The organism is Sphingobium sp. TomMM7A (genome assembly GCF_055397305.1).
The window spans coordinates 1,827,486-1,841,561 of record NZ_AP027311.1; the positions used below are offsets into that span (position 1 = coordinate 1,827,486).

Here is a 14,076-nt window from a genome sequence, read left to right on the forward strand (position 1 = left end):
CGACAAACTTGATTAAAGGTGCTGTGGGTGGCGACAGGTTGTTTCGCGGACAGGCTCGCAAAGCACGTGCCCTTGTCCGACGAGGAGAGGAACGCGCTGACCAGACTGGAGGAAAATCCGCGCAAGGTAAAGCGCGGGGCCATGATCCAGCGCGTCAATGATACCGTGACGGAATTGTTCGTGCTGCGCGAGGGGCGGGTGATGAGCTTCGTCATCCTGCCCGATGGCAGCCGCCAGATTCTGCGCGTCTATTTCCCTGGCGATTTCATCGGTTCCGCCAGCACGATCTACAACAAGGCGCCCGAATCGCTCGTCGCGCTGTCCGACGCCATTGTCTGCCCGTTCGACAAGCACGCCTTGCGCCGGTTGCTGGAGGAATATCCCAGGGTCGCGGCGCTGCTATTCCTGCTGTCCAGTTCGGAAAAGGTCGCCCTCACCGATCGGCTCGCATCGCTGGGCCGCACATCGGCCAAGGCGCGCGTGGCGTCGTTCCTGCTCGACATTTTCGACCGGCTGCGCGTCACGGATGACGGCGTCACCGACAGTTTCGACCTGAAGCTGACGCAGGAGGAGATCGGCGACGCGATCGGGCTGACGTCCGTCCATGTGAACCGCATGGTGCGCCAGATGGAACAGGAAGGACTAATCAGCCGGGCGAACGGCCGCATCACCCTGCTGAACATGGCGAGGCTGGAAGAAATTGGCCATTACACCAATCGGCACAAGGATATGGATCTGGACTGGATTCCCGCCCTTAGCTGACGGGCTGGGCGAGCGTCAGGCCAGCAGTTCGACATCCCAGTACAGCCAGTCGCGCCAGCTTTCATGCAGATAGTTGGGCGGAAAGGCGCGGCCATGTTCCTGCAACTGCCAGCTTGTCGGCCGGATCGGCGTGACGTGCAGTCGCATGCCCGCTTCCTTCGGCGTGCGCCCGCCCTTCCGCAGGTTGCAGGGGGAGCATGCCGTGGCCACATTCTCCCAGGTCGTGCGGCCACCCGCGCGGCGGGGGACGACATGGTCGAAGGTCAGGTCACTGGGCGACCCGCAATATTGGCAGGTGAAACGGTCGCGCAGGAACAGATTGAACCGGGTGAAGGCGGGATGTTCCGACGGCTTCACATATTGTTTGAGCGCGATGACCGAGGGGATCTTCATCTGCAAGCTGGGGCTGTGCACCTCCCGCTCATAGCTGGCGACGATGTCCACCCGTTCCAAAAAAACCGCCTTGATAGCGGTTTGCCAGGGCCAAAGGCTGAGCGGATAATAGCTTAACGGCGTATAGTCCGCGTTCAGGACCAGCGCCGGACAGTTTTCCGGATGTCGTATCAGGTCGGGATGGTACATAAGAACCCTCGAAACCCCATTTGTCAGGTTTCTGATTGATCAGGAACGTGACGGCAACATGACAGCATTAACCACCCCGACCCGTCAAGGGCCTGTATGATCCAATCCTCCCCGCCACAGCATGTGGTAACCCGCTTCGCCCCCAGCCCCACCGGCAGGCTGCATATCGGCCATGGCTGGTCCGCTCTGATGGCGATGGATTTTGCCCGCGCGAATGGCGGCTCGTTTCACCTCCGCATCGAGGATATCGACGGCACCCGCAGCCGCCCGGAGCATGTCGCGGGCATAGTCGAAGACCTCAACTGGTTGGGGGTGGCGTGGGACGGCGAGATCATATTCCAGTCCGACCGGCTCGATGATTATGAAGCCGCGCTGCAAAGATTGCGGCAGATGGACTTTCTCTACCCCTGTTTTTGCACCCGCGCCGACATCGCGGCCAGCACGAGTGCGCCCCACGGGCCAGAGGGGCCGGTTTATCCGGGCACCTGTCGCGCATTGCCTCCGTCCGAGCGCGAACGGCGGATCGCGGCGGGCGAACCCCATGCATGGCGATTGGATATGGCGAAGGCGGTTGCGGCCGCAGGGGAACTACACTGGAAGTCTGCCCCCCTCCCCACCTCCGCGCTGCCCCTTCGGGAACAAATGATAGAAGCAAGGCCCCAAACCGCAGGCGACGTGGTCCTCGCGCGCAAGGATGCACCCGCAAGCTACCATCTTTCCTGCACCGTCGATGATGCCGCGATGGGTGCGACCCATGTTCTGCGCGGGGAAGACCTGTTTGCCGCCACGCATGTGCATCGGCTGCTTCAGGCGTTGCTCGACCTGCCATCGCCCATCTATTGTCACCATCCCCTGCTCGTCGGCGCGGATGGCAAGCGCCTTGCCAAGCGTGATGGCTCGATCGCCCTTGCGGACCTGCGCGCGCAAGGCGTCGATCCCGCCACCCTCGCCGCCGATCTGCGCGCGGCGCGCTTTCCAGTTGGCATTTCCCTGGCAAAGTCATAGATTCAGCCCATGAATACCGTTCTTGTCATCGCCCTCATCCTTGCCATGGCCGCGACGCTCTTTGCGTTGATCCGGGGCATCATCGCCTTTCTTCAGACGACGAAGGAGCAACTGAACGCGCCGGACGGCACGCCCAGCCCTTCCAGCCTCAAGCAGAACAAGATGATGATGAACCGCATCCTGTTTCAGGCGGCGGCTATCATCATCGTTGCGATCCTGCTGCTGATGAAGGGCAACGGCTGATCCGCGGATGGTGAAGCTGAACAAGATCTACACCCGCACCGGCGATGCGGGCACGACCGGCCTTGTGGACGGATCGCGCCTGCCCAAACATGCCCCGCGCATGCAGGCAGTAGGCGATGTCGATGAAGCGAACAGCGCGATCGGCCTTGCCATCCTTGCCATCGGCGAACGGCCCGAAGCGGGCTGGCTGACGACGATCCAGAATGATCTGTTCGATCTGGGCGCTGACCTGGCGACGCCAGTGCCGGAGGGGCAGGACGAACCCTGGGCGCTGCGGATCATCGCCACGCAGGTCAAACGGCTGGAAGACCAGATCGACGCCATGAATGCCGATCTGCAACCGCTGGACAGCTTCATCCTGCCCGGCGGGTCTCCCGCCGCCGCCGCCGTCCATCTCGCCCGCGCCATAACGCGCCGGGCCGAACGCAGCGCTACGGCAGCGGCCACGGAAGTTGCGCTCAACCCTCAGGCGCTCGCCTATCTCAATCGGCTGTCCGACTTGCTCTTCGTCCTTGCCCGTCGCCTGAATGGTAATGGGGCGGACGACATCAAATGGGTTCCCGGCGCCTCGCGTTAAGGGGCGTGCGTCAAAGGCGCCGCAGCCCTATTGCACGACCTTAGCCGACCAGGTGGTGATCCAGTGCCACGCGCCACGGCACTCGCCCATGGCGCTTGCGGATACCAGCCGGAACCTGACGCCGTCCCAGACATAGCTTTCGCTGCTGCCGCAATCGCCCAGGCCCCGGCCCTTGGCATAGCTTTCCAGCGACGCGCTTTCGGGCGTCCAGGATGCGTTGACCAGCATGGGCTTGGCCGCATTCTCGCTCCACCCCGGTTGATAGTCGAAGGATACGTAGCGGAAGCTGCGCCGTCCCGGAATGCCGGTCGCGATCACGGGAACCGCCGAAAAATTATAAGCACCAGCGCCGCAGGGAACCAGCACCAGCGTCTCAGTTCGGGAAAGGCGGTAAAGCTCCGGCGGGGATGCATCGCGCATCTCGTCGGCACAAGCGGTGAACTTGCCGAGCGCCGCCAGTTCCTCACGCCACAGCGTCACCGGAGCGGCGCCTGCGGGGATAAGCGCCCGGCGTATAGTAACCATCGGCGGCGCGGCACGTACGGCGCTGGCGGCCAGCGGACCTGTGGCGACCAGCGCCGCCATCGTGCCCGCGCGCCCCTGCCTTGCGTCCATATAACGCATGGCGGCAGCGGCTCCGGCCAGCGAAGGACGCGCGATCAGCGTGCCAGCCGACCGCAGCTCCAGCTTCGCCCCCCGCGCCATGGCGATGGCGAGCGCCGACGCCTGCGGTCCTTGCAGCCTGGCTTCTCCATCCCTGCTCGCGGTCGTCGCGATCTTGCGGCCATCGACCAGGAAACTGACGTCTTCTCGTCCCCGCGCGTCGCGGCTTATCGAGATTTCCGGCCCGGACGCGCCACCGGCATCCCGCTGAATGCTCAGCATGACCGGCTTGTCTGGCCAGTCGGCGCCTTCCGGCAACAGGGACACGGCTTCGCACCGGCCGCGATTGTCGCAACCGATGGTCCAGTCCTTGTAGGTTTCCAAAGTGCCGGGCCGAGGCATCTGAGCAGAAAGCGGCGCCGATGCGATGAACGCGGACAGCATAGCTGCCAGCGCGATTAAGCGTGTGTCCCCCATGGGTTAAGTATAACTTAATTCATAGGCGGACGGTAGTAGCTTCCTTCGCGCGACCCGACGAGCCTTTGGCCAACGGGAACCCCATAATGAAAAAGGCCGGTGTCCTTCGGCACCGGCCTCTTCGATCAAGCCGCCTTGGCGCGCGACATGCGCTTGCGCTCGTTCGGATCGAGGTAGCGCTTGCGCAGGCGGATATTCTTGGGCGTCACTTCGACCATTTCATCATCGTCGATGTAGGCGATCGCCTGTTCCAGCGTCATCTTCTTGGGCGGGGTCAGGCGGACGGCGTCATCCTTGCCGCTGGCGCGGAAGTTGGTCAGCGCCTTCGACTTCATCGGATTGACTTCAAGGTCTTCGGGCTTGGCATTCTCACCGATCACCATGCCTTCGTAGAGCGCTTCGCCCACGCCCACGAACAGGATGCCGCGTTCTTCCAGCGGACCCAGCGCATAGGCATTGGCTTCGCCCGCACCGTTCGAGATGAGGACGCCGTTCTTGCGGCCTTCGATCTTGCCCTTGTGGGGGCCATATTTCTCGAACAGGCGGTTCATGATGCCGGTGCCGCGCGTGTCGGACAGGAATTCACCATGATAGCCGATCAGACCGCGCGAAGGTGCGGAGAAGGTGATGCGGGTCTTCCCGCCGCCCGAGGGACGCATGTCCGTCATCTCGGCCTTGCGGACGTTCATCTTGTCCACGACCGTGCCGGAGAATTCATCGTCCACGTCGATGACGACGGTTTCATACGGCTCGGTCTTGCCGCCATTCTCGTCTTCACCGAACAGCACGCGGGGACGCGAGATGCCGAGTTCAAAGCCTTCGCGGCGCATGGTTTCGATAAGGACGCCCAGCTGCAATTCGCCACGGCCAGCGACTTCGAAGCTGTCCTTGTCATCCGATTCCGTCACCTTGATCGCGACGTTCGATTCCGCTTCGCGGGCGAGGCGATCGCGGATCATACGGCTCGTCACCTTGCTGCCTTCACGGCCCGCCATCGGCGAATCGTTGACAGCAAAGCGCATCGACAGGGTCGGCGGATCGATCGGTTGCGCCTGGATCGGCTCGCTGACCGAGGTATCGCAGATGGTGTTGGCGACGGTCGCGACAGTGAGGCCCGCGAGGCTGATGATGTCACCCGCCTTGGCTTCGTCGACCGGCACGCGGTCGAGGCCCTGGAACGACATGATCTTCGATGCGCGACCGGTTTCGATGACCTTACCGTCCATGTCGAGCGCGTGGATCGCCTGGTTCACCTTGACCGTGCCGGACTGGACGCGACCCGTAAGGATACGGCCGAGGAAGTTGTCGCGGTCGAGCAGCGTCACGAGGAAGCTGAACGGCGCGTCCTGCTCCAGCGACGGCGGCGGCACATGATCTACGATCTTCTGGAACAGCGGCTCCAGAGTGCCTTCGCGGCGCTGCGGGTCTTCGCTGGCATAACCGTTGCGGCCCGAAGCGTAGAGGACGGGAAAGTCGAGCTGTTCGTCATTGGCTTCGAGCGTCACGAACAGGTCGAACACTTCGTCCAGCACTTCCTGGATGCGCTCGTCGGGACGATCAACCTTGTTGACGACGACGATAGGACGCAGGCCCAGCGCCAGCGCCTTGCCGGTCACGAACTTGGTCTGCGGCATCGCGCCTTCCGACGAATCGACCAGCAGGATGACGCCGTCGACCATGGAGAGGATGCGCTCCACCTCGCCGCCGAAGTCGGCGTGGCCGGGGGTGTCGACGATGTTGATGCGGGTGCCGTTCCATTCGACCGAGGTCGGCTTCGCCAGAATGGTGATGCCGCGTTCTTTTTCGAGGTCATTCGAATCCATCGCGCGTTCTTCGACGCGCTGGTTGTCGCGGAAGGTGCCGGACTGGCGGAATAGCTGGTCGACGAGTGTCGTCTTGCCATGGTCAACGTGCGCGATGATCGCGATATTACGCAGGGACATGCATGTGCCTTTGGGATTTTGGTTTTCCCGGCCGGCACCACGCCTGACCAGATGTATCGCGCGCGCCCCTACAGGAAATGACGCGTTGCGGCAAGGGCGAGGGCCGCATTTGCATCGGCCGGAACGCACGACCATATTCCACATTGAAGCGCCACTGTTATAGCTACATATAACAGCTTGAAGGAGACGTTATGGCCAGCACAGCGCCCACCACGGCGACCGCCGACACGCTCAACCTGACGCCGCCCGATCCGGTGCCGCCCGTTGCGCCGGAGAAAGCCGCGGGCCTCGTCCCGATCGATGAGGAAAAGCGGTCCAAGCTGGACGAGAAGGTCGATGCCTTTATCGACGACCTTGTCGCGCAGGACGCCAATTCCCCTGAATTCGGACAGCGGGTGGACCAACTGACCAATATGGGCCGCAAGGAAATCGCCGAGGCGGCGGGCCATTCCAACCGCTTCCTCGACCGCCCCGTCCGCGCGATGGACAGCGACAATAAGGTGGGCGCGGACCTTGCCGAGTTGCGCCGCACGGTCGAGGATCTCGATCCGGGCAAGCGTGGCAGCCTGCTCGCGCCCAAGAAGCTGTTCGGCATCATCCCCTTCGGCAACAAGCTGCGCGACTATTTCGACGGCTATAAGAGCGCGCAGGGCCACATCAATTCGATCCTTGGCTCACTGGCGAGCGGCAAGGACGTGCTGATCAAGGACAATGCCGCCATCGATGTCGAGCGGCAGAATATGTGGGCGACCATGGGCCGTCTGGAGCAGATGATCCACATCTCCAAGACGCTCGACGCGCGGCTGGAGGCGAAGGCGCTGGAACTCGACTCCGCTGATCCGGCCAAGGCCAAGGCGATCCGGGAAAGCGCGCTTTTCTACATCCGCCAGCGCACGCAGGATCTGCTGACGCAGATGGCCGTGACCGTGCAGGGCTATCTCGCGCTTGATCTCGTCAAGAAGAACAATGTCGAGCTGGTGAAGGGCGTCGATCGCGCCAGCACCACGACCGTCGCGGCTTTGCGCACCGCCGTCACCGTGGCGCAGGCGCTGGCGGGCCAGAAGCTTGTGCTGGAACAGATCACCGCGCTCAACACGACCACCGCGAACATGATCGATTCGACCGGCGAGATGCTGAAGAACCAGACCGCGCAAATCCATGAGCAGGCCGCGTCCAGCACGATCCCGATCGCAACGCTGCAACGCGCTTTCCAGAATATCTACGACACGATGGATAATATCGACACGTTCAAGGCCAAGGCGCTGGAGAATATGAAGACGACCGTAAACACGCTGACGAACGAGGTGGAAAAGTCGAAAGGCTATATCGCGCGCGCAGAAGGTCAGGCGCAGGCCGCGCAACAGGCGCGCGCCGACAATCCGCTGCTGAGCGCGATCGAGGCATGAGGAAGTGAGCAGGTCCGACCGGGTCCTTGCCGATGCGGAGGCAGTGCTTCACCGTCACGGCGAACGCGGGCGCAGCCTTTCGGCACGGGCGCGGCAGAGGCGCGGCGCTGCCCTGATGCGGAAAGCGAAATGGGCCTTCTGGTCAGTGCTTGCCATCCTCATCGGCAGCATGGTCGCGGGCTTCTTCATCCCACTTGGCACGACCGGCGTCATGGTCGCGCTGGGGCTTATCATGGCGGCGCTGCTGCTGATCGCCGCCCTCCCCTCCGAACCGCGCGTCCGGACGCAGGCGCTTGCAGCCGCCCCCATTTCCGCCCTGCCGCTCCAGACCGAAATCTGGCTCGACAATCAGCGCAAGGCCCTCCCCGCCCCCGCCGTCGCTCTGGCGGACAGCATCGGCGTCAAGCTGGAAACGCTCGCCCCCCAGCTTGAACGCCTCACCGATCAGGAACCCGCCGCGCAGGAAATCCGCAAGCTGCTGTCCGACCATCTGCCCGAACTGGTCACGGGCTATGAATCCATTCCCGTCCCCCTGCGCCGCCAGGAACGCAACGGTCGCGTTCCGGAGCAGCAACTGGTCGAGGGTTTGAACGTCATCGACACCGAACTCGCGCGGATCAGCGAGACACTTGCCAGCGGCGACATCGACAAGCTGGCGGTGCAGAACCGCTTCCTGGAGCTCAAATATCAGGAAGCAAAGGAACTCGGCCACTAGGCCAGCGGTCCTTCTGTCATGATCCACCTGACGCTGATCATCGTCGATTTTCTGACTGGCCTGCTCGCCGCCGGTGCGTGGGCGCTCGCCTCCGCGGGGGGCGTCATCGCCGCGCTGCTGGGCGGCGGATTGGTCAGCGCATCCCTGTTCCGAAGATGGCGCAAGCGGGGCTAAGCGTCAGCTGCCCCGAATAAGGGTGTCGATCGCCTCATCGGCCAGGAGCTGGCTGAACTGAATGCCGAAGCGCTTGCCCCGCGCCCACATGACCCGGCCGCTTGTTTCTACGCCGATCGCCTTTATCGCCACATAACTTCCCGTAGCAGGCGGCGTTTCGCAGTGCGCCAACGCTCCCGATGTGGACAGGTCGAGGAAATGACCGCGCATCTCCGCATTGCCGACGCATAGAGTGACAGGGCCGAACATCTTGTGTCGTGCAGTGTGCCGCCGCTGTTCGGCATTACCCGTCAGGAATTTGCTTTGGTCAATCATACCGAGCTTCCCCCCCGGCCACTCAATCACAAAAAGGTCAAGGCCATCCACAGAATCATGGTTAACTCGCCATTAGCTACCTTTTCCCCTAGGGAAACCGCTAATTTGTATCAGCTGTGCTTTTGATCGCACAGGGCACGATGCTTTGGGGCGACGGCCGGGCCACGATTCTGCGAAAGCGGGCAAAATAGCCTCCCGCCGTGGGCTTGGGCACCAGTTCCTCCAGCCGAAAACCAACCGATGCGAGTTCACAGATCAGCAGGCGCGGCGGCGTGCCATGCTGTCCGGTCGGGCGATCCGCATCGACGACGATCAGCTCGCCATCCTTCTTGAGCGCGGGGCTGAGGTTCCACAGGAAGGCATAGGGCTCCGCAATCTCATGATACATATGGACCATGAGGATGCGGTCGAAGCTGTTTTCGGGCAGCTTGGGGTCTTCCGGCGCGCCGAGTTTTACGCTGACATTGCGCCAATCCTCGCGCGTGATGCGGCGGGACAGCGCCTCGATCACTTCGGGCATGATATCTTCGGCCAGCACGCGACCCTTGGCACCCACCCGGTTGGCCAGCCGAACGGTATAATAGCCCTCGCCCGCCCCAATGTCTGCCACGGTCATGCCCGGCCGGATGCCCGCGCGGTCCATGATATCGTCGGCTTCGTTGACGCGGTCGCGCGCTTCTTCGCTGGACCAGCGGGTCGAGACGATGGGCGCGACCGGCCGGTCGGCTCGCGGAAAATCACGCGCGGCGGCGGGCCGGTCATCCTGCTTGGCGGATGACAACAGGCCGCAGCCCGCCAGCAGGAACAATGATCCCGCCAGCGCCGCCCGCATCATCAGTCGACATCCTCCACATCGACCTTCTCGCCCGTCACCTTCTGCGACAGGGCAGCCGCCATGAACGGGTCGAGCGCGCCGTCCAGCACGTCGTCGGGAGAGGTTGAGGTAACGCCGGTGCGCAGGTCCTTCACCAGCTGATAGGGCTGAAGCACATAGGAGCGGATCTGGTGGCCCCAGCCGATCTCGGTCTTCGCCTGATATTCGCCCGAAGCCGCCGCCTCGCGCTTCTGCAATTCGGCCTCGTACAACCGGGCCTTCAGCATGTTCATGGCCGTCGCGCGGTTCTTGTGCTGCGACCGGTCATTCTGCGATGCGACGATGATGCCCGAGGGAATGTGGGTGATGCGGACGGCGGAGTCGGTGGTGTTGACGTGCTGCCCGCCCGCGCCAGACGCGCGATAGGTATCGATCTTGAGGTCGCCTTCATTGACCTCAATCTCGATATTGTCGTCGATCACCGGATAGACCCACACAGACGAGAAACTGGTGTGCCGCCGCGCCGAGCTATCATAGGGGCTTATGCGCACCAGCCGGTGCACGCCGCTTTCGGTCTTGGCATAGCCATAGGCATTCTCGCCCTTGAACAGGAAGGTCGCGGACTTGATGCCTGCCTGATCACCGGCCTGATAGTCGACCAGTTCCACCTTGTAGCCGCGCCGTTCCGCCCAGCGGCGGTACATGCGGGACAGCATTTCCGCCCAATCCTGGCTTTCCGTGCCGCCCGCGCCCGCATGGATTTCGAGGTAAGTGTCGCTGGCATCCGCCTCACCGGCGAGCAGCGCCTTGATCTTATCCTCGTCCGCACGGTCGGCCAGCGCTTTCAGGGACGCGACGCCCTCATTGACCATGTCCTCATCGCCCTCGGCCTCGGCCATTTCGATGAGTTCGGCGGTGTCGGTCTTTTCGCTGTCGATCGCCCGGGTCGCGCCGATCGCGGCTTCCAGCCGCGTGCGTTCGCGCATGACTTCCTGCGCCATCTTCTGATTGTCCCATAACGTCGGGTCCTCGACGCGAGCGTTCAACTCGTCGAGACGGCGCAGCGCGCGATCCCAGTCGAGGAAGCGGCGCAGCAGGTCCAGCGCGGCGTCGATACGGTCGATATATTGCTGCGCTTCGGCGCGCATGGGAACTCTCCAGACAATTCGGGGCGCTCCCCGGCATCGGGCAGGAAACGCACTAAACGCCTGCCCCTATCCGAGGGCAGCGGATTTGGGAAGGTTCAATCCTCCAAGCCATGTCCGCGCAGTCTCCCAACAGGCCAGGCAAACCTTGTCCCTCCAGAGGCTATGCCATACACCTCAACCACGCCCAAAAGAGGCGCAAGGAGAGGAACGACATCTTGGCTGAACGACAATCTACCCATCCCGCACCGGCGCAGGCGGTGCTCGTGATACTCGCGCTCGTACCGATCATCGGGATTTTCTACGCCATCGGATCCGCCTTGGGCGTGGCGAGCTTCCTTTTCTTCGGTTTCATATTCGTGCTTTATTGGGCTGGCATCAAAGGCATGAATCCTGCGGAGTTCGCACCCGCGCTGTGCGGTTCCCTTGGCGGATTGGGCCTGGCATTTCTGCTGCACAGCCTGCCAACTGTTCTGGGCATGGCCGGAATGGCTATCGGATTGGTTGGCGTGGTCGTCGCGATCTACCTACTCATTCGCGGCCAGGCTAGCCTGATCGTCAACAATGCCTTCATGCTGCTGCTGACGCTCGGCAACCCCATGATATTTGAAAAGGACGCGGATTTCGCCGCTGCGGCAGTCGCCATCGTGACAGCGGCAGCCTATGTCGGGGGCCTCGCATTTCTGATGAAACGCTTCTCCGGCGGGTTGCGCGCAAAGGCGCAATAACGGGTCAGCGAAGGCGGGAGGTTAGTAAATCCCGCCTTGATCCTGCAGGAAGTCGCTGTCGGTCCGCTGCCGCGTCTGCGACCCCGCCTCGCGCCGGGCGGCGGCCTGTTCCTGAGCGGCCACCTCTTCCTTGCGGATCGATCGGCGCGGTTCCGTCTCGGGCTTGAACGCTTCCCAGATCACGGCGGGCTTGGGCTCGTCGGTGGGCCAGACGCCATAGACGCGCTTGCCCGACCGGCGATCGATCGTGACCATGCGGATACCGGCGGGGGCGACGAAGGGCGTCTTGGGCATCGTTTCCAGCACGGGCGCCATCGCCGCCTTCCAGATCGGCGCGGCGATGCGGCCACCCTGCGCCCAGCCGCCCAGGCTGCGCGGCTGGTCATAGCCCATATAGACGCCCGCCACGATGTCGGGCGATCCGCCGACGAACCACACATTGGTTGGCCCGTTGGTCGTGCCCGTCTTGCCGAACAGCGGCCGCTTGAGGTCGGCAAGGACCGTCGCAGTGCCGCGCTGGATCACGCCCTCGGCGATGTGCACCACCTGATAGGCGGTCATCGGGTTCATCACCTGCCGCCCTTCAAAACCGAAGCGCGGCATGGGCTTTCCATCCCAGTTCGCCATGTTGCAGCCGTCGCAGGCGCGCCAGCGCAGCGGCCAGATCACCTTGCCGCGCCGGTCCTGCACATAATCCATCACCTTGGGCGAAAGCTGGCGGCCCTGATTGGCGAGCATCGCATAGGCGTTCACCATCCGCTCGACCGTGGTTTCGCCCGCGCCCAGAGCGAAGGAGAGATAGGGCTGATAATCGCCGATCCCCATCGCCTTGATCGTGCGGACGACACGATCCATGCCGGTCTGGCTGGCGGCGCGCACCGTCATCAGGTTGCGCGACTGCTCCACGCCCCAGCGCATCGTCTGCGGCCCGGCGCTGCCACCGGAAAAGTTGCGGAAGCATTTCTGGCCAAGGCCCGCGCCCTGATAAACGCATAGCGGCCCATCGACGATGATGGAGGCTGGCGTCATCCCACCGTCGAGCGCGGCGGCATAGACGAACGGCTTGATGGTCGAACCCGGCTGACGCATCGCCTGCGTCGCGCGATTATAGGAGGACAAGCGACTGTCGAAGCCGCCCTGCATCGCCAGGACGCGCCCGGAATGGACCTGTTCGGCCATCATCCCGCCGGACACTTCGGGCACGTTGCGTAGCGCCCAGGTCGATCCGTTGCGGGCTACCGCGATCAGGTCTCCCGCCTTCATGCCGTTGAATGCGGGGCCGCCCACGCGCCGATAGGGCATCTGCGCGGCGCTGGCGGGCAGCGTTCCGGTCGATCCGTCGGAAAAGCCGATTTCGGCGCCCGAAGAATTGCGGTCGATAACCGCCGCTATGCGCCAGTCCGCATAATCGATCCCGATATAGCTTGCCGCCAGTTCGCGCTTCCATCCACGGGCCATGTCGATCTTGCCCAACGGGCCGGACCAGCCTTTGCCCGCGTCGAAACGGATCAGGCCGTTGCGCAATGCCGTCGCGACGCCTTCCTGCAACTTGGGATCATAGGGGCTGCGCACCCACAGGCCGCCTGCATAGACGCTGTTAGGGCCCTCCTCCGCCTTTTCACCAAACCGTTCGATAAGCCGCCGGCGGACCTCTTCCATATAATAGCCGCCCGCGCGCGCGTCGAAGCTGGAGCCATGCGGTGGGACCGTGCCGAGCGGTTGTGCCTGCGCTTCGTTCAATTGCGCCTGACTGATCCAGCCATTCTTGTACATTTCGCCCAGCGCCCAGTTGCGCCGGTCGAGCGCGCGCTCGTGGCCGGTCGGGCTTTCGGGGCGGTAATTTGCCGGCCCCTTGGGCAGGATGGCGAGATACGCCATCTCGTGCAGCTTCAGGTCGCCCACATCCTTATCGAAATAGGCGCGCGCCGCCGCCTGCACGCCATAGGCGTTCCGGCCGAGGAATATCTGATTGAAATAGAGTTCGAGGATCTGCTGCTTGGTCAGTACGCCTTCCATGCGATAGGCGAGGATCATTTCCTTCACCTTGCGCGTCGGGGAATATTCATCGCCAATCAGCAGGTTCTTGGCGACCTGCTGGGTGATGGTCGACCCACCCTTGGCGCGCTGGCCGGATCCGATCTTCGTCACATAGTCGAACACGGCGCCGAAGAAGCCGGGAATATCAACGCCATGATGTTCGAAGAAAGTCTTGTCCTCCGCCGCCAGATAAGCGCGGATCAGCAGCGGGGGATAGTCGCTATATTGAAGCTGGACGCGGCGCTCGCGCGCATAGCTGTGCACCGGCTGGCCATCGATGTCGCGCACGATCGTGGGCAGCGGCGGCTCATATTCCAGCAGCGTTCCGGCGTCGGGCAGGCCGCGCGCGAAGATGATCCAGAACAGCAGATAGGCGAGGAAAAGTCCGCCGAGCGCGATCGCCGCCCAGCGGAACCAGCGCCGCTGCCAAAGGGGGGAAAGCCTTTCCCGGAACGCGCGTCCACCCCCGCGCAAACGGTCGGCAAAGGACAAGCGGGCGGTGTGGGGACGGGCCTCTTCCATGACGAGAGGAGGCTCTAAGGTCAAAATG

General features: G+C 63.2%; 15 protein-coding genes. 8 read left to right on the plus strand and 7 right to left on the minus strand.

The features are described 5' to 3' along the window. The first annotated feature begins 27 nt into the window (after positions 1 to 27). Entirely contained in the window at positions 28 to 762 is a 735-nt protein-coding gene (locus tag ACZ5ZH_RS09085; protein WP_449474130.1) for a Crp/Fnr family transcriptional regulator, read from the plus strand. A 15-nt stretch (positions 763 to 777) separates the two neighbouring features. On the opposite strand, the gene ACZ5ZH_RS09090 is transcribed toward ACZ5ZH_RS09085, so the two are convergent. Next, on the minus strand, positions 778 to 1,344 hold the full coding sequence (locus ACZ5ZH_RS09090; RefSeq protein WP_449474132.1) for an HNH endonuclease: 567 nt from the start codon (positions 1,342 to 1,344) through the stop codon (positions 778 to 780). 96 nt (positions 1,345 to 1,440) lie between these two features. Here ACZ5ZH_RS09090 and gluQRS point away from each other — a divergent pair, with 96 nt between their 5' ends. Genes gluQRS through ACZ5ZH_RS09105 form a run of 3 tightly spaced genes read left to right on the plus strand, consistent with a single transcriptional unit; the run spans position 1,441 to position 3,169 of the window. Continuing rightward, positions 1,441 to 2,349, plus strand: coding sequence for a tRNA glutamyl-Q(34) synthetase GluQRS (gluQRS, locus tag ACZ5ZH_RS09095; protein WP_464771304.1), 909 nt, complete (start codon positions 1,441 to 1,443; stop codon positions 2,347 to 2,349). 9 nt (positions 2,350 to 2,358) lie between these two features. Continuing rightward, positions 2,359 to 2,592, plus strand: coding sequence for a twin transmembrane helix small protein (locus tag ACZ5ZH_RS09100; protein ID WP_464771305.1), 234 nt, complete (start codon positions 2,359 to 2,361; stop codon positions 2,590 to 2,592). Positions 2,593 to 2,599: 7 nt separating this feature from the next. After that, positions 2,600 to 3,169 carry a cob(I)yrinic acid a,c-diamide adenosyltransferase gene (locus ACZ5ZH_RS09105; RefSeq protein WP_464771306.1) on the plus strand — a complete coding sequence of 190 codons (570 nt, stop codon included), beginning with the start codon at positions 2,600 to 2,602 and terminating at the stop codon, positions 3,167 to 3,169. Positions 3,170 to 3,196: 27 nt separating this feature from the next. On the opposite strand, the gene ACZ5ZH_RS09110 is transcribed toward ACZ5ZH_RS09105, so the two are convergent. Both ACZ5ZH_RS09110 and typA read right to left on the minus strand, forming a co-directional pair. Continuing rightward, positions 3,197 to 4,249 (minus strand): DUF1176 domain-containing protein, encoded by a 1,053-nt coding sequence (locus ACZ5ZH_RS09110; RefSeq protein ID WP_464771307.1) that lies wholly within the window; start codon positions 4,247 to 4,249, stop codon positions 3,197 to 3,199. Positions 4,250 to 4,374: 125 nt separating this feature from the next. Beyond that, positions 4,375 to 6,192 (minus strand): translational GTPase TypA, encoded by a 1,818-nt coding sequence (gene typA, locus ACZ5ZH_RS09115; protein WP_464771308.1) that lies wholly within the window; start codon positions 6,190 to 6,192, stop codon positions 4,375 to 4,377. Between the two features lie 191 nt (positions 6,193 to 6,383). On the opposite strand from typA, the gene ACZ5ZH_RS09120 reads away from it, so the two are divergent. Genes ACZ5ZH_RS09120 through ACZ5ZH_RS09130 form a run of 3 tightly spaced genes read left to right on the plus strand, consistent with a single transcriptional unit; the run spans position 6,384 to position 8,487 of the window. Then, complete coding sequence (locus ACZ5ZH_RS09120) at positions 6,384 to 7,598, plus strand: toxic anion resistance protein (protein WP_464771309.1); 1,215 nt, start codon at positions 6,384 to 6,386, stop codon at positions 7,596 to 7,598. Positions 7,599 to 7,602: 4 nt separating this feature from the next. Then, positions 7,603 to 8,313 (plus strand): hypothetical protein, encoded by a 711-nt coding sequence (locus ACZ5ZH_RS09125; protein ID WP_464771310.1) that lies wholly within the window; start codon positions 7,603 to 7,605, stop codon positions 8,311 to 8,313. A gap of 18 nt (positions 8,314 to 8,331) precedes the next feature. Beyond that, positions 8,332 to 8,487, plus strand: coding sequence for a hypothetical protein (locus ACZ5ZH_RS09130; protein ID WP_449474146.1), 156 nt, complete (start codon positions 8,332 to 8,334; stop codon positions 8,485 to 8,487). 3 nt (positions 8,488 to 8,490) lie between these two features. Here ACZ5ZH_RS09130 and ACZ5ZH_RS09135 read toward each other — a convergent pair whose 3' ends face one another. The 3 genes from ACZ5ZH_RS09135 to prfB all read right to left on the minus strand — a co-directional run bounded on the left by ACZ5ZH_RS09135 (position 8,491) and on the right by prfB (position 10,764). Beyond that, complete coding sequence (locus tag ACZ5ZH_RS09135; protein ID WP_449474147.1) at positions 8,491 to 8,802, minus strand: PilZ domain-containing protein; 312 nt, start codon at positions 8,800 to 8,802, stop codon at positions 8,491 to 8,493. Positions 8,803 to 8,902: 100 nt separating this feature from the next. Next, the gene (locus ACZ5ZH_RS09140; RefSeq protein WP_464771311.1) at positions 8,903 to 9,637 is read right to left on the minus strand and encodes a class I SAM-dependent methyltransferase; all 735 of its coding nucleotides are present in this window, start codon (positions 9,635 to 9,637) and stop codon (positions 8,903 to 8,905) included. Continuing rightward, complete coding sequence (gene prfB, locus ACZ5ZH_RS09145; RefSeq protein ID WP_196224571.1) at positions 9,637 to 10,764, minus strand: peptide chain release factor 2; 1,128 nt, start codon at positions 10,762 to 10,764, stop codon at positions 9,637 to 9,639. The genes ACZ5ZH_RS09140 and prfB overlap by 1 nt, the downstream gene beginning before the upstream one ends. A 215-nt stretch (positions 10,765 to 10,979) precedes the next feature. On the opposite strand from prfB, the gene ACZ5ZH_RS09150 reads away from it, so the two are divergent. Further along, positions 10,980 to 11,489 carry a hypothetical protein gene (locus tag ACZ5ZH_RS09150; RefSeq protein WP_449474153.1) on the plus strand — a complete coding sequence of 170 codons (510 nt, stop codon included), beginning with the start codon at positions 10,980 to 10,982 and terminating at the stop codon, positions 11,487 to 11,489. A 21-nt stretch (positions 11,490 to 11,510) separates the two neighbouring features. Here the strand turns inward: ACZ5ZH_RS09150 and ACZ5ZH_RS09155 are convergent, their stop codons facing one another. Beyond that, positions 11,511 to 14,048, minus strand: coding sequence for a penicillin-binding protein 1A (locus ACZ5ZH_RS09155; protein WP_464771312.1), 2,538 nt, complete (start codon positions 14,046 to 14,048; stop codon positions 11,511 to 11,513). Positions 14,049 to 14,076 lie beyond the last annotated feature (28 nt).